The organism is Flavobacterium sp., from assembly GCF_024710485.1.
Lineage (GTDB): Bacteria > Bacteroidota > Bacteroidia > Flavobacteriales > Flavobacteriaceae > Flavobacterium.
Map to the genome: position 1 here is coordinate 41392 of NZ_JANJUQ010000016.1, position 23467 is coordinate 64858.

18 protein-coding genes are annotated in these 23467 nt (G+C 39.6%); 5 read left to right on the plus strand and 13 right to left on the minus strand.

Features of this window, described 5'->3' with window-relative positions; translation table 11 throughout:
* The first annotated feature begins 49 nt into the window (after nucleotides 1-49).
* Nucleotides 50-1585, plus strand: coding sequence for a YifB family Mg chelatase-like AAA ATPase (locus Q0M21_RS03470; protein WP_295334770.1), 1536 nt, complete (start codon nucleotides 50-52; stop codon nucleotides 1583-1585).
* A gap of 14 nt (nucleotides 1586-1599) precedes the next feature.
* On the opposite strand, the gene Q0M21_RS03475 is transcribed toward Q0M21_RS03470, so the two are convergent.
* The 7 genes from Q0M21_RS03475 to panB all read right to left on the minus strand — a co-directional run bounded on the left by Q0M21_RS03475 (nucleotide 1600) and on the right by panB (nucleotide 12497).
* Nucleotides 1600-2955 (minus strand): hydroxymethylglutaryl-CoA synthase, encoded by a 1356-nt coding sequence (locus Q0M21_RS03475; protein WP_295334771.1) that lies wholly within the window; start codon nucleotides 2953-2955, stop codon nucleotides 1600-1602.
* Between the two features lie 159 nt (nucleotides 2956-3114).
* A complete protein-coding gene (locus tag Q0M21_RS03480; RefSeq protein WP_295334773.1) occupies nucleotides 3115-3972 on the minus strand; it encodes a neutral zinc metallopeptidase in 858 nt (285 codons plus the stop codon).
* A gap of 11 nt (nucleotides 3973-3983) precedes the next feature.
* Nucleotides 3984-7949, minus strand: coding sequence for a PAS domain S-box protein (locus tag Q0M21_RS03485; protein ID WP_295334775.1), 3966 nt, complete (start codon nucleotides 7947-7949; stop codon nucleotides 3984-3986).
* 111 nt (nucleotides 7950-8060) lie between these two features.
* Complete coding sequence (locus Q0M21_RS03490; protein WP_295334777.1) at nucleotides 8061-9392, minus strand: aldehyde dehydrogenase; 1332 nt, start codon at nucleotides 9390-9392, stop codon at nucleotides 8061-8063.
* 58 nt (nucleotides 9393-9450) lie between these two features.
* Nucleotides 9451-10785, minus strand: coding sequence for a hypothetical protein (locus Q0M21_RS03495; protein ID WP_295334779.1), 1335 nt, complete (start codon nucleotides 10783-10785; stop codon nucleotides 9451-9453).
* An 81-nt stretch (nucleotides 10786-10866) separates the two neighbouring features.
* Nucleotides 10867-11556, minus strand: a complete 690-nt coding sequence (locus Q0M21_RS03500) for an RluA family pseudouridine synthase (protein WP_295334780.1) — start codon at nucleotides 11554-11556, stop codon at nucleotides 10867-10869.
* Nucleotides 11557-11678: 122 nt separating this feature from the next.
* The gene (gene panB / locus Q0M21_RS03505; RefSeq protein ID WP_295334781.1) at nucleotides 11679-12497 is read right to left on the minus strand and encodes a 3-methyl-2-oxobutanoate hydroxymethyltransferase; all 819 of its coding nucleotides are present in this window, start codon (nucleotides 12495-12497) and stop codon (nucleotides 11679-11681) included.
* 280 nt (nucleotides 12498-12777) lie between these two features.
* Here panB and Q0M21_RS03510 point away from each other — a divergent pair, with 280 nt between their 5' ends.
* The 3 genes from Q0M21_RS03510 to Q0M21_RS03520 all read left to right on the plus strand — a co-directional run bounded on the left by Q0M21_RS03510 (nucleotide 12778) and on the right by Q0M21_RS03520 (nucleotide 14882).
* Nucleotides 12778-13941, plus strand: coding sequence for a sigma-54 dependent transcriptional regulator (locus Q0M21_RS03510; RefSeq protein WP_295334783.1), 1164 nt, complete (start codon nucleotides 12778-12780; stop codon nucleotides 13939-13941).
* A gap of 71 nt (nucleotides 13942-14012) precedes the next feature.
* Nucleotides 14013-14627 carry a DEAD/DEAH box helicase gene (locus Q0M21_RS03515; RefSeq protein WP_295334785.1) on the plus strand — a complete coding sequence of 205 codons (615 nt, stop codon included), beginning with the start codon at nucleotides 14013-14015 and terminating at the stop codon, nucleotides 14625-14627.
* Between the two features lie 39 nt (nucleotides 14628-14666).
* Nucleotides 14667-14882, plus strand: coding sequence for a DUF2007 domain-containing protein (locus Q0M21_RS03520; RefSeq protein ID WP_295334787.1), 216 nt, complete (start codon nucleotides 14667-14669; stop codon nucleotides 14880-14882).
* A gap of 1 nt (nucleotide 14883) precedes the next feature.
* Here the strand turns inward: Q0M21_RS03520 and Q0M21_RS03525 are convergent, their stop codons facing one another.
* Nucleotides 14884-16107: an MFS transporter gene (locus Q0M21_RS03525; protein ID WP_295334789.1), complete on the minus strand. Its 1224-nt coding sequence runs from the start codon at nucleotides 16105-16107 to the stop codon at nucleotides 14884-14886.
* A 231-nt stretch (nucleotides 16108-16338) separates the two neighbouring features.
* Between Q0M21_RS03525 and Q0M21_RS03530 the strand changes: the two genes are divergently transcribed.
* Nucleotides 16339-17973 carry an ABC-F family ATP-binding cassette domain-containing protein gene (locus Q0M21_RS03530; RefSeq protein ID WP_295334791.1) on the plus strand — a complete coding sequence of 545 codons (1635 nt, stop codon included), beginning with the start codon at nucleotides 16339-16341 and terminating at the stop codon, nucleotides 17971-17973.
* 86 nt (nucleotides 17974-18059) lie between these two features.
* Here Q0M21_RS03530 and Q0M21_RS03535 read toward each other — a convergent pair whose 3' ends face one another.
* From Q0M21_RS03535 to Q0M21_RS03555, 5 genes are all read right to left on the minus strand, one after another.
* Nucleotides 18060-18764, minus strand: a complete 705-nt coding sequence (locus Q0M21_RS03535) for an SIMPL domain-containing protein (protein ID WP_295334793.1) — start codon at nucleotides 18762-18764, stop codon at nucleotides 18060-18062.
* A 124-nt stretch (nucleotides 18765-18888) separates the two neighbouring features.
* A complete protein-coding gene (locus Q0M21_RS03540; RefSeq protein ID WP_295334795.1) occupies nucleotides 18889-21021 on the minus strand; it encodes a von Willebrand factor type A domain-containing protein in 2133 nt (710 codons plus the stop codon).
* A 29-nt stretch (nucleotides 21022-21050) separates the two neighbouring features.
* Nucleotides 21051-21923, minus strand: a complete 873-nt coding sequence (locus Q0M21_RS03545) for a hypothetical protein (RefSeq protein WP_295334797.1) — start codon at nucleotides 21921-21923, stop codon at nucleotides 21051-21053.
* Between the two features lie 2 nt (nucleotides 21924-21925).
* Nucleotides 21926-22426, minus strand: a complete 501-nt coding sequence (locus tag Q0M21_RS03550; protein WP_295334799.1) for a sigma-70 family RNA polymerase sigma factor — start codon at nucleotides 22424-22426, stop codon at nucleotides 21926-21928.
* 129 nt (nucleotides 22427-22555) lie between these two features.
* Nucleotides 22556-23386: a hypothetical protein gene (locus tag Q0M21_RS03555; RefSeq protein WP_295334800.1), complete on the minus strand. Its 831-nt coding sequence runs from the start codon at nucleotides 23384-23386 to the stop codon at nucleotides 22556-22558.
* Between the last annotated feature and the right edge of the window lie 81 nt (nucleotides 23387-23467).

Below are 23467 nucleotides of genomic sequence, written 5' to 3' on the forward strand. Positions count from 1 at the left end.
ATTTTTAATTGTAATTATTTTACTATTTTTATTCTAAAAAATGTAAGATATGTTGGTAAAAGTTTTTGGAAGTGCTGTTTTTGGTGTAGAAGCCACAACCATTACGGTAGAAGTCAATATAGATAAAGGAATCGGTTACCATTTGGTAGGTTTGCCTGATAATGCCATCAAAGAAAGTAGTTATCGTATAGCAGCAGCTCTGAAAAATAACGGTTACGAATTTCCCGGAAAGAAGATTACTATCAATCTAGCACCTGCCGACTTGCGAAAAGAAGGCTCAGCTTACGATTTGACCTTGGCGGTTGGGATTTTATCAGCTTCTAACCAAATTAATGCTGCAGAAGTTGATCAATATGTCATTATGGGTGAGTTGTCGTTAGACGGAAGTTTGCAACCCATCAAAGGCGCGTTATCCATTGCCATCAAAGCCAAAGAAGAAGGTTTTAAAGGTTTTTTTCTGCCAATTCAAAACGTAAAAGAAGCTGCTATCGTAGACGGTTTAAGTGTTTACGGTGTGGAAAACGTTTTGCAAGTCATCGATTTTTTTGAAGGCAAAGGCACGCTCGAACCCACCAAAATTGACACCCGCGAGGAGTTTTACAAGACTTTAGATTTCCCCGAGTTTGATTTTGCTGATGTCAAAGGACAAGAAAGCATCAAACGCTGTATGGAGATTGCAGCAGCCGGTGGGCATAACATCATTCTGATCGGTCCTCCGGGTTCCGGGAAAACCATGTTGGCCAAGCGATTACCGAGTATTTTACCTCCAATGACATTACATGAAGCTTTGGAAACTACCAAAATCCATAGTGTAGCCGGAAAAATCAAAGATGTCGGATTATTGAATCAACGCCCTTTTCGGAGTCCGCACCATACGGCGAGCAGTGTTTCACTTGTTGGCGGTGGCAGTTATCCGCAACCGGGCGAAATTTCTTTAGCGCACAACGGCGTCTTGTTTTTAGATGAGTTGCCTGAGTTTAAAAGAGAAGTGTTGGAAGTGATGCGGCAACCATTAGAAGACCGTGAAGTAACGATTTCCCGAGCCAAATTCACCATAACTTATCCGTCGTCTTTTATGTTGGTAGCGAGCATGAATCCGAGTCCGGGTGGTTATTTTAACGATCCAGATGCGCCGGTCAGCTCTTCTCCGGCAGAAATGCAACGGTATTTGAGTAAGATTTCCGGACCGTTGTTGGACCGAATAGACATTCATATTGAAGTGACGCCTGTTCCGTTTGAAAAACTCACCGAAACCCGTCCGGCTGAAGGCAGTGTTCTGATTAGGGAACGAGTAACGAAAGCCCGTGAAATTCAGTCCAAGCGATTTGAGCAATATGCATCTATTCACTACAATGCGCAAATGACGACAAAACAAATTCGAACCTACTGCGCGTTGGATGATAGTTCGTTGCAATTATTAAAAACTGCGATGGAGCGATTGAATTTGTCGGCCAGGGCATATGACCGTATTTTAAAAGTGTCGAGAACAATCGCTGATTTAGATGCCTCAGAAGTAGTAAAATCCAACCACATAGCCGAAGCCATTCAGTACCGCAGTTTAGACAGAGACGGTTGGTTGGGATGATTTAGTTTGCAGTCTCAGTCACAGTAATTGTAGTATCGCGCGCCAATCAAGACCGGATTTTCTTTTTCGATTCTGTCCAAATAGAATTCTTCCCTCGGTTGAATCACTGAGGTTTTCAATTCCTTTTTATGCAGTTTTTCGTAAGTTGAGAAATCTATCGCTTGACAAGTTTCCAGCGTTTTAAAGAGTTTTACTTTTGCGATGGCCGATTGCCATTGAGGTGCAACTTCCGCTTCGAACACTTTGGATTTGGAACCACTGCCGTAAGCAATGAAACCTAATTTGTGATGAGCTAAATCGGTTTTCTGTTGGTAATGATAGCACAAAGTAGACAGCATACCCAAGAAAATCGAACCGGTGTAGATGTTGCCCACTTGACCGGAAGCTATTTCGGAAGGTTGGATTTTTGCCTGTACCAAGCTGAGGTATTCCTCACTTTTAGCCAACGCTTTTACTTTATCCTTAACTGTTTCGCCAATTTGTGCGGCCAACAGCTCCGGATTTTCTTTAGCAAATATTTCAATAAAGGTTCTTCTGCCTTGGAAACAGTAGGGAAGATGCATTAGGATGTTGGTCCAATTTTCGTATATCTTTCCTTGTTGTTCACTCTCTGTTTTAAAGTGTTCGTAGGCTTCTGTAATACGATTGATATAACATTGGTTGGAATATTGTCCGTCGAATACCGGTTGCTCTTTGTAAATGGCAATTTCATTTTCCAATACGCCTTGCCATTCCGGATTTTCTTCAGTTGCCGTTATAGTTGCTTTACTAACGGTTCTTCTTGGTTTGAAAAAATCGAATACGCCTTCAGTGGCTACTCCAACAGCGTTTGGAAAACTCAGGATGTTCGGATTTGAAGTAATCAACATCGCTATGGAACCGGCACCTTGGGTGTATTCTCCAGTTGAGTTCAAATCGTATTTGGCATTATCAGAAGCAATAACAATAGCTTTTTTGGTTGGATTTAGGCGGATATAATCCAAACAATTCTGCAAGGCGTCTACGGCACCGATACACGCAAAAGTCAAATCGACTGCGTCGCAATTTCTGAAACTGCCTGTGCCCAAAACACTTTCTAAATTAGACAAAACATAGGAGCCAACTGGTTTGGAACTGTCAACGCCACTTTCGGTTCCCACATAAATTCGGCTGATTTCATTGGGCTTAATATTTTCCTGACGGATGAGTTTCAAAGCCGCATTAGAAGCCATAGTTACTACATCTTGGTGTACATCAGGAAAACTCATTTTTAGTAATCCAAGTCCTTTGATGAGTTTGTCGGCCTCAATATTTCTAGCTTCGGCTAAGGCGGTTATCGGTAAATATAGTTGTGGAATGTCAAATGCAATACTGTGGATGCCTACTTTCATTTTATTCAATTTTTTGCCAAACAAAATTAAAAAAGACAAGCTCAAAATACTTTGAAATTGTCTTTAAAATTGAGTCTATAAACACGATTTGTGATTATTGCAAAAAACAAAAGCTTTATTTTTTGAATTGTGATTTTTACCTAAAATAATTGCTTATTTTCAATCTAATACTGCTGAGAAAGTATCACCTTGTTTAATGTCGCCCGACTGATAGCCTTTTTTGAACCAATACATGCGCTGTTCCGAAGTACCGTGTGTAAAACTGTCGGGTGTTACACGGCCTTGCATTCTACTTTGTATAGCATCGTCGCCAACCGCATTGGCAGCGCTTAATGCTTCTTCAATATCGCCTGCTTCTAAGAGATTCTTGTTGTAATGTGCCCAAACACCGGCATAAAAGTCGGCTTGTAACTCTAATCCAACGGAAAGTCTATTGGCCTCTTTTTCACTTTTTCTTTGTTGTAATTGTCGCACTTTTCCGGAAGTTCCCAAAATGGTTTGCAAATGATGTCCCATTTCGTGCGCAATGACATAAGCAATGGCAAAATCACCGCCTTTAGCGCCAAAACGGTTTTTCAGTTCTTCAAAAAATCGCAAATCCATATATATTTTCTTGTCGCTCGGACAGTAAAAAGGTCCGGCAGCCGAAGTAGCGCTTCCGCAAGCGGTATTTACGCCATCGTCAAAAAGCACCATGCCAGGCTCTTCAAAATCGATGTTGTTTTCCTGAAAAATTGTGGCCCAAGTTTCATTGTTATACACAAAACAAGCTTTGGCAAACTCTCCTAATTCTTTTTCTTCTGCCGAAAGTTCTCGGGTTTGGGTAGCTTCGGTTTGTGTTTGACTGCCTTGGGTTTGTTCGATAATGGTACCGATAGTTTGACCGGTTTCTCCACCGAACATATTCAGCAATAAAACAATAATACCGATGATTCCGCCGCCCAGCACTGCTTTACCGCCGCCCGACATGCCTCTGCGGTCTTCAAAATTGCCGCTTTCTTTTTTATCCCATTTCATAAGCAAAGGGTTTAATTGAGTTTCATGACTTCTCGGATGATTTTTTCCAAAACCTCTTTGTCGATTGGCTTCGGAATATAATCATTCATACCGTATTCTATGCATTTTTCCTTCTCACCTAAAACCGTTCCGGCTGTCAAAGCTATAATCGGAATTCTCTCTGCCTGAGGTAATTTTCGAATGGCTACTGTTGATTCATAACCATTCATAATAGGCATTTGGATGTCCATTAAAATCAAATCCGGTCGTAAACTTTCTGTTTTTTCCAATGCTTCCTTACCGTTTTGGAGTTCAATGATTTCGGCATTTGGCAATATTTGTTTCACCAATGTCTTGGCCAGTAACATATTGATTTTATTGTCTTCTACAATGTAAACCAATTTATTTTCGTTAGTGATTACGGTATTGTTATCATGATTTGCGGTTATTTTATCTGCTGTTTTATTGTTATCATCAGCTTCGTTGGAATAATTAACTTCTAAAATAAAACTGAATTCACTGCCTTTTCCAAGTTCGCTTTTTAAATCTAAATGGCTGTGCATTAGACTTAAAAGTTGGTTGGAAATGGTAAGACCCAGGCCTGTTCCGCCGAATTTTTTAGAAGTTGAATTGTCTTCTTGGGAAAAAGCTTCAAATATTTTTTGTTGGTTATTTTCATGAATTCCGATTCCGGTATCTACAACAGCAAACAGCAATTGTACTTTACGTTCGTCAATTTTTTTTATCAATTTTACGGTTAAATCGACACTGCCTTTCTCGGTAAATTTAATGGCGTTACTTAACAAATTAATTAAGATTTGCTTGATTCGGATGTAATCCAACCATACGAATTGCGGGACTTCTTTGTCTATGGTCAATCGAAGGGTTAAATTTTTATGTTCGGCTTCGTATTGAATTAAATCAACAACTTGATGTAACAGCTCAGACAAGTTTATTTTTTCTATGTTGAGTTCGAGTTTACCTGATTCTATTTTTGAGAAATCCAGGATGTTATTGATGACTTCCATTAATGAGTTGGCCGACTGATTGATGGTGTCCATGTATTTTTTTTGGATGCTTTCCAAGTTGGTGTTCATCAATAATTCGGTGAAACCAATAATGCCGTTTAATGGTGTGCGGATTTCGTGACTCATGTTGGCCAGGAATTCCGACTTGGCTCGGTTAGCGGCTTCAGCATAATTCTTAGCTTTGATAGCTTCTTCGGCTTCCATTCTTTGAGTAATGTCGATGAAAATCCCAACGATATAAACGATTTCCCCGTCTTTAAAGATTGGTTCGCCAAATTCTTCCACCCATATAGATTGCCCCGATTTATTGATAATTCGGTAGATTAAATGGATTTTTTGTTTTTCCTTGAAGAGTTCATTAGCCTTTTTCCTAACTATGTCCAAATCATCAGGATGGACCAAATCGATGTAAAAAACCTTATTTTGCAAGAAATCTTCTTTGGTATAACCGGTTAGTTTTTCAATTTCGTCGTTGAGGTAAACCTTTGACCATTTTTCATCGTATTTGGATAAATGAACGGTTCCCGGAATATTGTTCGCCAGTAATCGGAACTTTTCTTCGCTTTCGTGAATTATTGCTTCGTTGATATTTCTTTCGAAAGCAGAAGAGATATTATTGGCCAGAGATTGTAGAATTGTAATTTCATCTATAGACCATTCTCTTTCAATAGTTGAATCATCAAAAACTAAAAAACCTTGTAGTTTGTTTTTAACAAAAATGGGTAAGAAAAGGACTGATTTAACATTTAAACTTTCCAGTAGGTTTCTGGTAGGTTCATTTTTAATTTTTCGGACTACGGCAGCATAATAGAAATTTTCCTCCATTTGCTTCAGTACATGAGAAATTAGTTCATGAGTGATGTTTTGTAAGGCATCATTCGGAGTAGTAAAACCAAATTCTGAGGCAATCCATCGGTGTCTTTGATAAAAACCGGTATCATTGTCTTTTTTGGCAAAGAAAGATATTTTATCTACTTTAAGTACCTTTCCGATTTCTTTAACAATGCCTTTCAGAATTTCATCAGTATCTTTGTTTAATAAAAATTTATCAATGTTTTTACTAATTACCGTCAGTATTTCACTCTTGTAAGACAATTTTTTATCGGATTCTAGAAGCAATTGTGATTCAATAGCGATGGCAATCAAATCGGCTATCGAGCGGGAGAAGTTAATGTCTTCGTTATCCCATTCAATAGGGGTATCGGTTTTCTCAAAACAAAGAATACCTATGATTTTTCCGTTAATGAAAATCGGAGTATCTAACAACGACATAATTTTATGTTTTGGCAAATACTCAACGCAAAGTTCTTGGGTTATAGAATTGTTATAAACATTTGAGGCAACTATCTGCAAGCCCGAATTTAAATGAGAAAAGTAAATCGGATATCTGGTGTTTTCAACAAAAAAATTCTTTTCGAAACGATCGCTTTGCAAATAATACATGCTTTCGCATTTGATGCCTTCGGGTAAACTTGACCAATAGCTAACTCGGTCAATACCGCAATTGGTAGAAGCTACTTTCAATATATTTTTCAAGATACCGTAGAAAGTATCTTTGTTGGAATAACTTTGAGAAGTTAAAACCTTTAGTGTTTCGTTATGAATGCGTACTTTTTTGCTGCGATTATAGTGTTCTATTTCCAGATTTTTTACCAAGGTAATATCACGTGCAATTGCCGAGTAACCTTGAATACTACCGGTTTCATCTTTCTTCAAGGTAACTTTTTGAGATACCCAAATAGTATCACCGTCTTTTTTAATTAGCGGAAAGACTAAATCACTGAATTCTTCCGCTTCTTTTGGGGTATCATTATAAAAGGCTGTCACATACTCTAAATAGTCGTTTCGCACAAAGTTGGAAAAGTGTTTGCCGAGAATCTCTTCCCGCTCATAACCTAATGTTTTTCCGGTAAATTGATTGACATAGGTAACGGTTGCTGCCAAGTCAATTTCATAAATTAAATCCGCTGCCGATTCAATCAAGCTTCTGTATTGATCTTTGATTTTAACTTGCTCGGTTACGTCTTGACCGATTCCGATAATGATGTCATCCGAATATTTTTTATCTTTCCACTGAATAAACTTATACTCACCGTTTTTACATTTTAACTTGCGAGTGTAAGAGCGATCATCCACAAAAGATTGATGATAAGCTTCCCCTATGAATTCTGAATCTTCAGTTAATTGCCAAAAACGCATTCCCAAAACTTCCTCGGCTTTATATCCCAAAATAGCCTCCACGGATTCACTGCAAAAAGACACCTCTCCCTTTTTATTGGTGGTCATAATTAAAGAATTTCCATTGTTGACCACTATATTGGAGAAGATAAATTTGTTTTTGGTTTCTATTAATGCTAAATGTCTTGAAATGTGTATGGCAACAATGGCAATCAAGGCGCAAGAGAGAAGAACTATTAATTTAGTGTCTGCCAATTCAAGTTTGTAGCAGCTGATTAAAAACAGTAAAACAGCACCAACAAAAATCCAATATTGCTGGATGTTTTTGAGTACAAAATAAGATAGGAATAAACATATAATCAACGTTACATAAGAAGTCATTTCAAAAGATTGAAAGAAAACGGCATATGTTATAAAACAAAAATAAGTAAGGTATATTACTGGAAAAATAATTTTGATTTTTTTATAAAGTAGAGAAGATTTTTTGGTTAAAAAAAAGAGTGCAAGCAACAATGCTCCAACCGAGAAGTTTATGGCCAAATGATTATTGGCTCTGACTTCAAAAAAATTGACTATAGTTTCAATAAGCGGTAAAGTGATGCCGAAAAACAAGGAATAAATCCGGAATTGCTCTTCCCTCGGTTCGAAGTCATCCCCATTAGAATGGGTTAAAGTTAACTTTTTCTGTAAAGTCTTTTGGATGGCCAAGTAAAATAAGCACATCACAATCAATAACAACGCTATGACAATATAGCTGTTAACAGTATTGCCAAATGAAAATAAATTTTCCACTTACAGTAAAGTTTTAACCAAAATTAAACAAATAAGAGATGTTGTTTTTTCTCTAAGAGATTCCCACAAAACAAAAATAAAAATACTCTTTATTTTTTAATAATGGCTAGATTAAGAAAACCATTTTAACATTTTTTTCAGCGATTGTAATTTTCCCTGGTATGGAGCGTACTTTAAAGGGATGTCAAGCCAATTGGCTTTCTTTACAATCGCTTTTTGGTGAGAGAATAATTGAAAATTTAGCTTGCCGTGATACGCACCAATGCCACTGTGGCCAACGCCGCCAAAAGGCAGTCGCTTATTGGCAAAATGAATTACAGTATCATTGACACAACCGCCACCAAAAGAAAATCGGTCGATGATTTTTTCGGCAAACGAATTTTGTTGCGTGAAGATATATAGCGACAAGGGTTTTTCATATCTCGAGATGATTTTATCTAAGTCTGCTTCCGAATCATAGCTTAAAATCGGTAAAATCGGGCCAAAGATTTCTTCCTGCATTACCAAACTGTCTAAAGGCGGTTCATCCAGTAAAGTCGGTGCCAAATAAAAATCGCTTATAGCCGATTGTCCGCCAAAAATTACAGTTTGGTTTTCTAAAAGTTGCAACTGTCGCTTCCAGTTTTTTTCATTGATGATTCTCGGAAAATCAGGTGAATCCTGCGGGTTTTCGCCATAAGCCAATGTGATTTCTGCTTTCAGATATGCAATCAGTTTTGGTTTGATATGTTCATGGGCTAGTAGATAATCCGGCGCTATACACGTTTGTCCGGCATTCAAAAACTTGCCCCAAACAATCCTTTTGGCAGCCAATTTCAAGTCGGCTGTCTCATCAATAATACAAGGATTTTTGCCGCCTAATTCCAATGTAACCGGTGTTAAATGTACTGCAGCGGCTTTGGCCACAATTTTTCCTACGGCCACACTTCCGGTGAAAAAGATATAATCCCAACGTTGTGACAATAAGTTTTGGGATACTTCAACACCGCCTAAAACACACTGCACATGTTGCTCCTCAAAACTTTCAGCGATGATTTCCGCAATCACTCTCGACGTATTAACGGCCAATTCCGAAGGTTTCACTACGACTTGATTTCCGGCAGCAATAGCCGCAATTAAAGGGGCCAATGCCAGTTGGTAAGGATAATTCCAAGGCGCCATAATCAAAACCTTACCGTAAGGCTCTTTGTAAATGAAGTCAGATGACGGAAAATTCAAAAAAGAAGGCAAAACCCGTTGAGGTTTTGCCCAATTATTCAAATTTTTTATAGTGTATTTTAATTCGGAAACAATATAACTGGTTTCCGTTGCTACCGCTTCAAAAGCCGGTTTTTTAAAATCGTCATACAAGGCTTGAATGATTTCCGTTTCTTTTTTTTGAACGGTAAGCAGTAATTTCAGTAACGCTTGTTTTCGGTAATTCAAATCCGTTTTAAAAATCATAACTAAATAGTATTAGCAAGGCTAAGATATGATTTTTAAACAGAATATTGTTTGTTCTTTACAAAAATGCCCAGCGGAATCCGGTGTAAAAATCACCTTGTTTACTGTCGCTTACTAAAGCACTCACTAACGAACTGGTGCCTACGTAAAATCCGCCCAATCTAAAGCCTAAACCGATATTGGTTCCGGAGATTTCGTTAAAGCTTACCGGAACATAGGTTTCAAAGAACCCTAAATTTACTCTTGGTGTAATACTGAAAATATTCGGCACACTAATTTGATCGTTCCCTGAATCTTCATTGACTTTTTGTTGCAAATAAGCCGTTACATACAACTTAGGGACAATTCGGAAATCGGCGTAAGTAGAGAGTACAGTCGGCAATTTGACTTTGAAATCGTTTTGACCGCTGGTTTTTGTTAAATAGTCTCCATCTAAAAGTACTTGTTCTACATCACCTAAATTATCAACATTTTCAAACAAACTCAAGTCCAAAGGTCCGGCATTTTGTGTAGAGAAAACATAGTTTGTCGAGGAGTTGTTGTTGTCTTTAAAAGTCATACTTCCGATGTTTCTAATAGCCAAACCGGCGTTTATTCGATAGTCTTTGCCTTTTTTCCATTGGTAATTCAGTCCAATGTCGCCGGCAAAACCATTCAATCCGCCAAAGATGGATTTACTGTAGTCTTCAAAATTGGTAAAGCTATCCGCTAAATTTCCCGAGTAAGCTATGTTTAATGTAGCCGGAGAACTGGTGGTTAAGTAAGCTCCGGTAGCATTCTCAGTAACTGTTCCGTTCAGGTCACTCAAACCGAAGTTGGAATACGATCCCGGAAATAATAGTTTTAGGGTTACACCCGCACTAAATCGGTGTTTTTCATTTTCAAAAAAGGTGCGAGCTGCTGATAATCCTACTTCACCATACGAAGTGCCGCTTAAGCGTTGGTTGCCTGAAAAATTCAAGGCGGTAGTATTTAAGATGATGTTGTCACCGGTAATGGCATTCCCAATGGTTGGATCAACATCAACCATGTCGAATTTTGCATATGCTTTGGTACTAACGGCAAATCCCCATTTTTGCCAACGAACAGCTAAACCTGGACCATTGATTTCTGCATTAATTCGCGCATTTACCGGGCTGTTTCCCTGGAAGATTAGGGTTTCAAAATCGGCATCTGAAGAAATATCACTGAATGCAATTTTATTATTAGACAAATTAAAACTCAAGCCGTAAATGTTGACTTCAAATTTTTTAGACAAATTAGCCAATTCGGCCGGATTGATGTTGGCATTCAAAATACCAACACGATTAGAAGTACTGATGCCCGAATAATGTTCTTGGGCTACCGTGTTCAGTCCGATAAGCAGACCTGTAATTACAATGATTTTCTTCATAGGTAAGATTGATTTAGGTTATAACAGTTGGTTTTCCAAAAACCCTAATACAAGCATAAACGTAAAAATAGGCATTTTAGTTTATATTGCATTCCAAATCGCATCGTTGGGTGTTGGTGCAGTAAGGACTAAAGTTTCTTTAGTAACAGGATGTATAATCACTAGTTTACGCGCATGTAAATGAATCCCGCCGTCCGGGTTGCTGCGGTCAAAACCGTATTTCAAATCGCCTTTAATAGGGCAACCGATCGCAGCTAGTTGCGCTCTGATTTGATGGTGTCTTCCGGTATGTAAGTTGATTTCCAAGACAAAGTAATTGTCCAGTGTTTTGATGATTTTATAATCCAAACTCGCTTTTTTGCTGTCGGTTACTTCTTTTAAGTGCGCTTTGGAAGTGTTGTTTTGCGGATTTCGCTTCAGAAAATGCACCAAAGTATCTTCGGCTTTTGGTGGTTTGTTTTTCACCACAGCCCAATAGGTTTTCTGAGTGGTTCTGTTGCTGAACATTTCGTTTAACCGAGTTAGAGCTTTGCTGGTTCTAGCAAAAACAACCAGACCTGTTGTAGGTCGGTCCAACCGATGCACTACACCCAAGAACACTTCGCCCGGTTTGTTGTATTTCTTTTTGATGTATTCTTTAACGACGTCCGACAAAGGTTTGTCTCCGGTTTTATCACCTTGCACAATATCGCCCACACGTTTGTTTACCACAATCAGATGGTTGTCTTCGTGAAGAACTTGTAAGTTATCTTTGGTGGAAACTACTTTCATTTGGAGGTTATTATAGCGCAGTTATTTAAAAATATTTAGCCACGAATTACACAGATTCCCACAAATTAATTCGTGTTCATTGGTGTAATTTGTGGCTGACTAAATGGAGTTAAGACTTAGACTTAGTATTGTTCGCTTGAATTCGGAAAATCCTGCGACTTCACATCATCCACATATTGTCCGATGGCTTGGGTCATGCCTTCGTACAAGTTCATGTAACGACGTAAAAATCTCGGGCTGAATTCATTGTTCATACCCAACATATCGTGAATCACCAACACCTGCCCGTCAACACCACCACCGGCACCAATACCAATAACCGGTATGGAAATTGTTTTGGCCACTTTTTCTGCCAAGGCGGCCGGAATTTTTTCCAAAACCAAGGCAAAACAACCGATTCTTTCCAGCAATTTAGCATCTTCAATGAGTTTTTCGGCTTCAGCTTCTTCCTTAGCTCTTACAGTGTAAGTTCCGAATTTGTATATCGATTGCGGTGTCAAACCCAAATGGCCCATCACCGGAATACCTGCGTTTAAAATACGTTTGATGCTTTCTTTTATTTCGCTACCGCCTTCCAACTTTACTGCGTGACCGCCACTCTCTTTCATAATTCTGATGGCAGAGCGCAAGGCTTCTTTAGGGTCACTTTGGTAACTTCCAAAAGGTAAATCTACTACCACCAACGCACGATCAATGGCACGTACCACCGATGAGGCATGGTAAATCATTTGGTCTAACGTTATCGGCAAAGTAGTTTCATGACCTGCCATCACATTACTGGCCGAATCACCTACCAAAATCACATCCACGCCGGCCGAATCAACTATCTTCGCCATCGTGTAATCATAAGCCGTTAACATCGATATCTTTTCGCCGTTGGCCTTCATATCAAACAAGGACTTGGTCGTAATTCTTTTGTAATCTTTTTTAGCTGTAGACATAATGCTTCAATTTGAAGTTGTAAAAGTATTAAATCTATTTTTATGAAGCGCCAAATGTGAAATTATCTTATTTTTGTCGAAACTGATTAGGAGCGAAAAGATCGGGCTAAAAGTAAACCGTATTCCTGCTTTCCGTTGCAATCTTTTTTAAATCGCTTAGGCATTTAAAAAAGGATTTCCACTCCAATCAGGGCTAGAAGGTAATCCACTTAAAAACATTCGAGTTAATTGGTGCAAACCAACCCGAAACTCGAAACCCGAAACTCGAAATAAAAAGAATATGCCCAAAATACTAATCATCGAAGACGAAGCTGCCATCCGTAGGGTATTGACCAAAATACTCACCGAGGAAAGCGACACGTACACCGTTGAAGAAGCCGAAGACGGTAAACAAGGTTTTGAAAAAATCAAAAGCGAAGATTACGATTTGGTGTTGTGCGACATCAAAATGCCCAAAATGAGTGGCGAAGAATTGCTCGAAGCCGTTAAAAAAATCAAACCCGAAATACCGATGGTCATGATTTCCGGCCACGGCGATTTAGAAACCGCAGTCAACACTATGCGTTTAGGTGCTTTCGATTACATCTCCAAACCACCCGATTTGAATCGCTTACTCAATACCGTTCGCAATGCCCTAGACAAAAAACAATTGGTGGTGGAAAATAAAATCCTCAAGAAAAAAGTTTCCAAAAACTACGAAATCATTGGCGAAAGCGAGCCCATCAATCAAATCAAACAAATGATTGAAAAAGTCGCCCAAACCGACGCTCGTGTCCTAATCACCGGACCTAACGGAACCGGAAAAGAATTGGTTGCGCATCAATTGCACGAAAAAAGCGAACGCGCCGCTGCCCCTATGATTGAGGTGAACTGCGCCGCCATTCCCTCTGAATTAATCGAAAGCGAATTGTTCGGTCACGTGAAAGGCGCCTTTACTTCGGCCGTAAAAGACCGCGCCGGTAAATTCGAAGCAGCCGATGGCGGAACCATTTTCTTAGATGAAATAGGCGACATGAGTTTATCGGCCCAAGCCAAAGTATTACGTGCTTTACAGGAAAGTTTGATTCAAAGAGTCGGCGCCGATAAAGACATTAAAATCAATGTGCGTGTCATCGCGGCAACCAATAAAGACTTGAAAAAAGAAATCGCCGAAGGTCGTTTCCGTGAGGATTTGTACCATCGTTTGGCGGTTATCTTAATTAAAGTGCCGGCCTTAAATGACCGACGTGACGATATTCCGTTGTTAATCGAACACTTCGCCGTAAAGATTGCTGAAGAGCAAGGCAATGCGCCTAAAGTCTTCTCCAAAGACGCCATCAAATTATTACAAGAATACGATTGGACCGGAAATATCCGTGAATTAAGAAACGTTGTCGAACGATTGATTATCCTTGGTGGCAACGAAATTTCGGAAACCGATGTGACCTTGTTTGCCAGTAAATAATATAGTTATACGTTCTAAGTTGTAGGTTGTTTTAACTTAGAACTTAGAACTTACAACCTAGAACTAAAACGATGAACCTAAAAAAAATAAACCCCAATCTCCAAAAAGCACTCATCGAAAACGGTTTGACCGAAGCCAATGAGATCCAGCAGGAAACCTTCTCAACTATTAAAAGTGGTGCTGATGCGGTAATTCAATCGCCTGCGGGAACCGGGAAAACAACGACTATCGTGCTGAATGTGATCCAGCGTTTGGAAAAATCGGTGGGCGAAAGTACCCGAGCCTTGATATTGGTAGAAAACAAAGAGCGTGTACAAGAAATGGAAGAATTGTTTCTGAAACTCGGCACCTACCACGATTTGAGCATTTACGGCGTGCACGACAAAGGCGACATCGATTACGACAAAAATATTGTCTCGATGGGCTTAGACATTTTAATCGGAACCCCTAATAAAATCAACGCCATGTTTTCTTCTGCCGGCTTCAATAGCAATACCATCAGGATGTTTGTGGTTGACGATGCCGATATTTTGTTCCGAAACCGTTTGGATGCCGTTGTTTTGCGTTTGTCTCAAAGTATCGAGAAAACCCAACGCTTGTTCTTCTGTTCACAAATCACCGAAAGGGTAGAGGTGTTAGCCGATAAAGTAATGATAGAACCAACTTTCTTCGAAATGGAAGAATAATTGTCATAATTCATAATTCGAAATTCGTAATTCAAAAAAATGGGATTAATCAAAATATTTTCCGGCAACGAAATTCTAGCCGTTATTTTAAAAGACAAACTCGAAGCAGCCAACATCAATGTGGTAGTTCGGAACAACAATCAGTCGAATGTATTGCCGAGTATCTCGGCCGACAAACCGGTAGAATTGTTTATTCATGAAACCGACTTCCACAAAGCCAATCCGGTGATTGAGGAGTTCCGAATGAGTATCTAAGTTATTTAATGACTTTCAATCGCCAAACCAACAGCGACACCAAAACCCCAAATATTCCGATAATCGCAAAAGAGTGCTTCAAGCTGGTCAATTCGGCTATGTAACCAATCAGCGGTGGTCCCATCAAAAATCCCAAGAAACTGATACTGGTGACTATGGTCAGCGCAATACCTGTAGGCACATTTTCATTATTTCCGGCTACGTTAAAAATAATCGGCACCACATTAGAAACACCAAATCCTACCAACATAAAAGCTATCGTACACGGAATCAAATAAGGCCATAAAACGGCGCTGTACAATCCGGCTGAGATTACTAATCCGCTTACCATCAAAACTTTTCTGGCACCGTATCGGGCCACTAAAAAATCGCTTAAAAATCGTCCCAAAGCCATACTAATCATAAAGGTAGTGTAACCCAAAACAACCAACGCACCCGGAGCTTTGATGATTTCTTTAAAATACACACCGCTCCAGTCAAACATAATACCCTCGCTGGCCATCCCGCAAAAACAAATCACACCTAACAAGAGCAAGTTTTTATCGGGATTTTTCCAAAATGAATAGGTTGTATTTTCTGTTTCTTGTTTTACCTTAGCTTTAATCATGAACTTTTGATTGGTAGCGATGATAATTAAAACCAATACGAAAGCTATTCCGAAGTGTTGGAACACACTCAACTCCAAAGCCAGCATCAGCAAACCGGTGAGCGCACCGCAAAATCCGGCCAAACTCCAGGATCCGTGAAAGGAACCAATTATAGGTTTGTCGAACAATTGTTGGGTGTAAACCCCTTGTGTATTCACCGCAATATTGCAAAAATTGCCAAACAGTCCGAATAGAAACAAGCCAACGGCCAACTGCCATTTTTCCGCCGCCAAACCAATTAAGGGTAAGCAAGCCGCATACAAAATCAATCCCAAAATTGTAATGGCTCGACTGCCATAACGGGTTACAATTTTTCCCGAGAAAGGCATGGCAAACAATTGTCCGATAGGCATAACAAAAAGTAAAGTGCCTAAATCCGCTTCGCTCAATTGTAGAGCCGATTTGATATCCGGAATCCGACTAGCCCAAGTAGCAAAGCAAAATCCCATTCCGAAGAAGAATAATGAGGTCGCCAAACGCACACGGTTCAAATAGGATTTTTTCGCTTTTCGAAATCCTTTCTTGATTTTGGCTTTGGGTAAAATTTTGCTCAAAAAGCTGTAATCAAATAACGGCATACTTAAAATCTACGGTTATACTGGACAAAAATAAAACATTACAACTGGTTAGTCTTCCATTCAAATCAATTACAACGTTATTGTTATTAAAATTTAAGTTTTCTGCCAACAGAAAAGCGTCATTCCTATTCAAATTTTCATTTGGTAACATTTCCAATAGCTTAATTAAACTATCTTTGCACCTTCAAAATTCTAAGAAGTCTAATAATCTAAGAAGTCTAACAATCTAACATGATTACAGTTAACGACATAGCCGTCGAGTTTGGCGGTACTACTTTGTTCAGCGAGGTAACTTTCGCCATCAACGAAACCGATAAAATTGCCTTGATGGGTAAAAATGGTGCCGGAAAATCAACCTTACTTAAAATCGTTGCCGGACAAAACAAACCTACACGAGGAAATATTTCAGCGCCTAAAGAAGCCGTTATCGCTTATTTGCCGCAGCATTTGTTAATGGACGACAATTGCACCGTAATGGAAGAAGCGTCGAAAGCCTTTGCCGAAGTGTTTAAAATGAAAGCTGAAATTGACGAAATCAATGAGCAGTTAACCATTCGTACCGATTACGAAAGTGATGAGTATATGAAGTTGATTGAACGCGTTTCTGAACTGAGTGAGAAATATTATTCCATTGAAGAAGTCAATTACGAAGCCGAAGTAGAGAAGGTGTTGAAAGGCTTAGGTTTCGAAAGAGACGATTTTCAACGTCCTACTTCTGAGTTTTCCGGTGGTTGGCGCATGCGTATCGAGTTGGCTAAAATTTTATTAAAGCAACCCGATTTGATTTTGCTGGACGAGCCGACGAATCACTTGGACATGGACAGTATTCAGTGGTTGGAAGATTTCTTAATCAATCAGGCGAAAGCGGTAATGGTCATTTCCCACGACCGTGCGTTTGTAGATAACATTACCAATCGTACCATAGAAGTAACGATGGGTCGCATTTACGATTACAAAGCCAAGTATTCGCATTATTTGGAATTGCGCAAAGACCGTCGCATTCACCAACAAAAAGCCTACGAAGAGCAACAAAAGTTCATAGCCGAAAACCAAGCGTTTATCGAGCGTTTCCGCGGTACTTTTTCGAAAACAGAGCAAGTGCAATCGCGTGTTCGCATGTTGGAAAAATTAGTCTTGGTTGAGGTAGACGAAATAGATAATTCTGCGTTGAAGTTGAAATTTCCACCTTCGGTGCGTTCGGGGCAATATCCGGTTATTGTACGCGATTTGGAGAAATCGTATGGCGATAAAGTCATTTTTAAAGATGCCAATTTGGTTATTGAGCGTGGTCAGAAAGTAGCTTTTGTCGGGAAAAACGGTGAAGGAAAATCGACCATGATCAAGGCGATTATGAAAGAGATCGAAATCAACGGCGGTTCGGTAGAAATCGGACACAATTGTCAAATTGGGTATTTTGCCCAAAATCAAGCAGCCTTGTTAGACGAAAATGCTACGATTTTTGAAACCATCGATGCAATTGCGGTAGGCGATATTCGTACGCAAATTAAAAACATCTTAGGTGCTTTTATGTTCCAAGGCGATGACATTCAGAAGAAAGTTAAAGTGCTTTCCGGTGGTGAAAAAACGCGTTTGGCGATGATCAAATTATTGTTGGAACCGGTGAATTTGTTGATTCTCGATGAGCCTTCGAACCACTTAGACATGAAGACCAAAGACATCATCAAAGAAGCTTTGAAAGAATTCGATGGTACCTTAATCTTGGTGTCGCACGACCGTGATTTCTTAGACGGTTTGGCAGAGAAAGTATTCGAATTCGGCAACAAACGCGTGAAAGAACATTTTGAAGATATTAAAGGTTTCTTGGCGCACAAGAAAATGGAGAGTTTGAAGGAAATAGAGAAGTAGTTTTAGTTACACAGAGATAAAACAACAAAACCCGTCTGGTTCGATGAACCAGGCGGGTTTTTGCATGAACAAATAACCACAATTTGTTATTCTAAGGCAAAGCGCGTGATAACTTCACTTGTAACAGTAATTTTTTCGAATTCGATTTCAGTATTGTATTTGTCACTTTGAGCGTCATATTTTCTTTCAGAGGCATATCCTCGAATTCTGATTTGATTGACATTTCCACGGTAGGCAACGTTTTTATGCTGACTAACAAACAATGCTTTTCCGATATTTTGTCCCAATGGCTTGGTAAAACTGACAGCATTCGCTTTGGCATTTTCCATCGCTTTGGTATTCATGAGTAATTGGAGTTTGGCTTCTTCCGAATGTTCCAATTTGTCGATTCTTACATTAGAAATGCCCACTTCTTCCAAGCCGATAAATACTTTGGCAGTCGCTTTAGCGTCATACACTAAAATCGAATACGACTTGGCTTTTTGGATGTCGGTTTGTTTGAGGAAGAACTTTTTGTAGTTGCTCATCATGTCTTGCATCGTCACATTTTTCTCAGTATCGATGCCTAATGATTGGAGTTTGTTGAGCATTTCGTTTTCCAATTCTTCCACCGATTTTTTGCCTTTGGTGTCTTTTTCGGAAATCAGTACATCAATGTAAATGCGATTGGGTGTAACCAAAGTATCGGCTTTGCCATGTACTTCCAAATAAGGTTTGTCGATAAAGTTTTTCTCTTGACTGTGTAGTAAAACGCTACTAAAGACAACCAGTAATAAAATGATTTTTTTCATGTTTGAAGGAGAGATTGATTTAAAAGGAAAACGATTTTTTTTCGGAAATAGTATGTTCGGGTTTCAAAACCCTGCCGCTGTGCATTCGACCGGGTTTTGAAACCCAAAAAAACACCCAACTTTTTTATTGTACGGCTTCAACTAAACGAATGAACTCCGCTTTGTAGCCATCTTGGTCGTAAGCCAAGCCTTCGCGTGCTAATTGTGCAATGGCTGCCGAAGATTTATCGGTAACCAACTGCGAGTCTCTCAATTTCAATCCGAACCAAGCCACCGCTGTGCTGAATTTGAATCCGCTGGAAGCATTTTTCAAGTCAGTAGCTTTGTTGGCAATGACTTCCACCATTTCAATGCTTTTGGCGCCATCGGGTTTTTTGTAGCGAAATTTGATAGTTGCCAGTTCCTCCTGAAATTGGGTTTTGCTTGGTTCCACTTTGGCGTATTTCAATTCGTCAACTTCGGTAAAAAAGGCGCTTTTGGCATCAGTCGGGATGATTTCGTACAAAGCCGTAACCGTATGGCCACTGCCCAATTCTCCGGCATCAATGGCATCGTTTTTAAAATCTTCTGCGCGCAATTTTCGGTTTTCATAGCCAATTAATCGGTACGCTTTCACATGTGCCGGATTGAACTCGATTTGGATTTTTACATCTTTGGCAATGGCAAACATTGAGCCTTTGAATTCTTTCCCTAAAAAGCGATTGGCTTCCTGAATGTTGTCGATATAAGCGTAATTCCCGTTGCCTTTGTCGGCTAAAGTTTCTAATTTGCTGTCTTTGTAATTGCCCATGCCGTAGCCCAAGCAAGTTAAGAGTACACCCGATTTTCTTTTTTCTTCAATCAAAGTCTGCATGTCTTTGTCGGAAGAAGCGCCTACGTTAAAATCGCCGTCGGTAGCCAAAATCACACGGTTATTACCGTCTTTGATAAAGTTTTCTTCGGCGGTTTTATAGGCCAATTCAATACCCGCGCCACCGGCAGTACTGCCACCGGATTGTAGTTTGTCTAAAGCGTCAATAATAGTTTTTTTATCGCTTCCGGAAGTTGACGGTAAAACCAATCCGGCAGCTCCGGCGTAAACGACCATGGCAATTTTGTCTTCGTCTCTCAGTTGGTTTACCAAAACTTTCATCGATTCTTTCAGCAACGGCAATTTGTTGGCATCGCTCATAGAACCGGACACATCAATCAGGAACACCAAGTTTGATTTCGGCAAATTATCGGTTGGAATGTCTTTGCCTTGCAAGCCGATGCGTACTAATTTGTTAGTCTTATTCCACGGACAATCGCTGTATTCGGTATGGATAGAAAACGGATGTTGACCGGTTGGTTGCGGGTATTGGTATTTGAAAAAATTCACCATCTCTTCCACACGAACGGCATCTATCGGAACAGTTCGGCCGATATTGATGAAACGACGTACATTGGTGTAAGAAGCATTGTCCACATCGATTGAAAAAGTCGATAGTGGTGCGGCTTTCGGACTCTCAAAAGCGTTTTCTACAAAGCTACCGTAATCTTCATCATCGGGTTCAATCGCGGTAGGCGTATGGGTATTGTTGATTTCTTTAAGTCTCTTTTCCAACTCTTCTTTTGATAATTTTTGTGGTATCCCGTTTTTCGTTTCTACTACGATGACACCGGTTGCTGCCCGATTGCCGTAAAGAGCGGTTGCGGCAGCATCTCTAAGGACATTAACTTTACTGACGTCCTCTTGCTTAAGTTTTCTATACTCTTCTGCTTTTGCCGGAACGCCGTCAATGATGATGATAGGATTGCTAGCGCTTATTGAGGAAGAGCCTCGAATAAAAAACTTTGAAGAGCCCGGATTTCCTGAACTATGGCTGATTTGTAAACCGGGCGTATTTCCTTGTAATGATTTAGAGTAGCTTTTGGTTGTTTGGGAAGTAGTCGTTGATTTTTTTCTCGAATATCCCTGACTCACCATTACCACTTCATTCAAGGTAACCGCTTCTTCTAAAACCACATTAATAACATTGGATTTGGCGACTTTAATTTGTTTAGTATTGTAGCCTACATAGCTGAACTCTAAAACTTGTCCTTCTGTAGCTTTGATGGTGTATTTGCCTTCAAAATCGGTTTGGGTTCCGGTTGAAGTACCTTTTACCACTACATTGGCGCCCGGTAGCGGGCCTGCTTTATCGGACACAGTTCCGGTAATAGTTTTTTGCTGTCCGAAACTTAGGAAACTTATAAGCATAGCGATGCCTAATGAAAACTTTTTGAAATTTTTCATGACGTTGAATTTTAAAAGATTAGACTATTTTATTTGTGTTTCTTGGCGGCCGGTTTTCCGTTTTTGGTGGAGATGATGACTACGCCTTTTTTGCCTTTTTCCCCGTAAGCGGCCATCGCTTTTTCCTGCTGCAGTACAGTAATAGAGTCGATTTCTTGTTCGTTAAGCGGTGTGTAAGGACTGGTTGGGTTGGGCCCGAATAATTCTTGTTCAGTGTATTCTACACCATTAATGATGTATAGCGGATCGGGGAGTTCTACTATGGATTCAATTTCGTCCATTTCGACTTCTTTCACCGTTTGTTTGTTTTCTGCTACGTTGTTGTACACCAATAAAGGTTTTTCCTTTTTAGCATTGGACACTTTGTTGTCTTTATTGATGAAAACTTCCATTGTTTTGGTCTCATCGTGTATAGCTGCACTTTGAGAAACATGACTTCTCGCTGCGACAGTAGGAACTGTGATACCATTGGAAATGCTGTCATTATTTAAGTGGTTTGGCGTTGATACGGTTTCTGCGGTGGCGACTTTCGGTGTCGAAACGATTTGTTTTTCTAAGATTCTTTCGGCTTCCGGTTTTATAGCCGGATGGGCTGTCTCTTCAGAAGTTATCGCGTCTTCAACCTCTGAATTGGTTTGCGGAACTGAATCTTTTTGTACGATGATTTCATTGGTATTTACAACTTGCGCATCCTTTTTCAGGAATTGATACCCTAAAGTTCCGATCAGTAAGAGCGAAGCCGCGATGGCCCATTTTTTCCAAAGAGCTGTTTCTTGCTTTAACTCTTTTTGGTCGAGTTTGGCTTCCACTCGGGACCAAACTTGCTCCATCGAAGCAAATTCGGGCGACTCTGCCTTGTCGGCGGCTTTTTTGAATTGGTTAAAAATATCTTGATGTTCCATGACTACTTTGCTTTTTGATAATACAGATTGTTGACTAAATGTTTCAACTTTGTTTTGGCAGCATTCAATTGCGACTTAGAGGTGCCTTCCGAAATGTTGAGCATAACGGCAATTTCTTTGTGACCGTACCCTTCAATGACAAACAAATTGAAAATGGTTTTACAACCTTCCGGAATTAAATTGAGTAAATTGAGCAAGTCTTCTTCTTCCAAAGGCGTTTCCTGTGCACTTTGCGGTTGGATGCTGAAAGCCGTTTCCTCTAAATACAAATTAAAATTCACGTTGCGTTTTAATTGCAGCAAACATTGGTTGACTGTAATTTTTCGAGCCCAGGCTTCGAAGGCGCCGGTTTCCTTTAATTGGTCGAGTTTGGTAAAGATGGTGTAAAAGGCATCGGCCAATACTTCTTCAATCTCCTCTTCCTTTTTTAAATACCGTTTGCAAGTACGATAAAGCTTGGGCGACATATAACTATATACTTCCCGCTGTGCATCGCGTTGCATTTTTTTACAGGCTGCTATGAGTGTTTCGTTTATCACTATGGGTGTCTTTATGAGTAAAGAGCATGGATTTTAGAAAAAGGTTGGGACGAGGAGTAAAAAAAGTTTTCAGTCGCAGTCTCAGTAATCAGTTTATTCTGTTTTATTAAGAACTAATTTATAAATATCAGATTCCAAAACTTCCGAATCTGTGTCTTCGCAAAGTAAAAATTCAATTTCTTTTTCGGTTTGTTTGTAGGGTGTTAAGCCCTCGAACTTATTTGTATCGCTGATTTGAACCGAACCGGTCAGTGTCATGGTTTTTAAGTCGATGGTACCGATGATACTGCCCAAGACTTCACCATCCAAATACGTTGAGGTCGTATCTTCGGCAGAAGCCAAGAAGTAAATAGTGTCGTTGACTAAAACTGCATCGGTAAAAGTGGCTGGAACGTTTTTGATTTTGGGTAAGTCGAATGTTATATATTCAAATTTTTGTTCGGTTGGCGTGTCTTTAGCAAAAATGATAGCGTTCTTTCCGGCAGCGCCATTACCTCTTTGAAAAAAGTAAATCATATTACCGTCCATAATCAAACCTTCAATGTTCAATTCGTCATCAGTGATGGAAAACTTTTGCTTTATTTTTTGATAAATACTGCCGATATTATTCTTTTGGATTTTTCCGGTTGGAATGGAGTAATTGCAAATCATGTTTCGGTTTTGGGTTGAACCCGAACCCAACAGCACCAAGTCGTTTCCTTTTAAAGCGATGGCTTCAAAATCGGGTTTGTCTTTTTTGGCGATGTTGTCCTGCGCGTTTTCGACGAGAGCGATTTTGTTCAGTTTGTCAGTCGGAATCGAATATTCGTACAGAAAAGTGCTGTTGTCGGAAATGAGGTAAAGTTTTTCCTCGTGGTACACCAATCCGGAAGCCGAACCAATGCCGATGATTTTAAAGAGTAGTGAAAGTTGAAATTTTTCCATATTTGAAGTTAAAAGGAGGACAGCCAGTGGCTGTCAGGTATTTTTAGTAAGCCAAAACTAATCACTAGCCCGGATTGTAGT

Coding starts and splice junctions, on each gene's coding strand:
- Q0M21_RS03520 (WP_295334787.1), top strand. CDS start 14,667: ATGGGATTAATCAAAATATTTTCCGGCAACGAAATTCTAGCCGTTATT.
- Q0M21_RS03510 (WP_295334783.1), top strand. CDS start 12,778: ATGCCCAAAATACTAATCATCGAAGACGAAGCTGCCATCCGTAGGGTA.
- Q0M21_RS03530 (WP_295334791.1), top strand. CDS start 16,339: ATGATTACAGTTAACGACATAGCCGTCGAGTTTGGCGGTACTACTTTG.
- Q0M21_RS03525 (WP_295334789.1), bottom strand. CDS start 16,107: ATGCCGTTATTTGATTACAGCTTTTTGAGCAAAATTTTACCCAAAGCC.
- Q0M21_RS03550 (WP_295334799.1), bottom strand. CDS start 22,426: ATGCAACGCGATGCACAGCGGGAAGTATATAGTTATATGTCGCCCAAG.
- Q0M21_RS03555 (WP_295334800.1), bottom strand. CDS start 23,386: ATGGAAAAATTTCAACTTTCACTACTCTTTAAAATCATCGGCATTGGT.
- Q0M21_RS03545 (WP_295334797.1), bottom strand. CDS start 21,923: ATGGAACATCAAGATATTTTTAACCAATTCAAAAAAGCCGCCGACAAG.
- Q0M21_RS03490 (WP_295334777.1), bottom strand. CDS start 9,392: ATGATTTTTAAAACGGATTTGAATTACCGAAAACAAGCGTTACTGAAA.
- Q0M21_RS03470 (WP_295334770.1), top strand. CDS start 50: ATGTTGGTAAAAGTTTTTGGAAGTGCTGTTTTTGGTGTAGAAGCCACA.
- panB (WP_295334781.1), bottom strand. CDS start 12,497: ATGTCTACAGCTAAAAAAGATTACAAAAGAATTACGACCAAGTCCTTG.
- Q0M21_RS03515 (WP_295334785.1), top strand. CDS start 14,013: ATGAACCTAAAAAAAATAAACCCCAATCTCCAAAAAGCACTCATCGAA.
- Q0M21_RS03500 (WP_295334780.1), bottom strand. CDS start 11,556: ATGAAAGTAGTTTCCACCAAAGATAACTTACAAGTTCTTCACGAAGAC.
- Q0M21_RS03480 (WP_295334773.1), bottom strand. CDS start 3,972: ATGAAATGGGATAAAAAAGAAAGCGGCAATTTTGAAGACCGCAGAGGC.
- Q0M21_RS03475 (WP_295334771.1), bottom strand. CDS start 2,955: ATGAAAGTAGGCATCCACAGTATTGCATTTGACATTCCACAACTATAT.
- Q0M21_RS03535 (WP_295334793.1), bottom strand. CDS start 18,764: ATGAAAAAAATCATTTTATTACTGGTTGTCTTTAGTAGCGTTTTACTA.
- Q0M21_RS03495 (WP_295334779.1), bottom strand. CDS start 10,785: ATGAAGAAAATCATTGTAATTACAGGTCTGCTTATCGGACTGAACACG.
- Q0M21_RS03540 (WP_295334795.1), bottom strand. CDS start 21,021: ATGAAAAATTTCAAAAAGTTTTCATTAGGCATCGCTATGCTTATAAGT.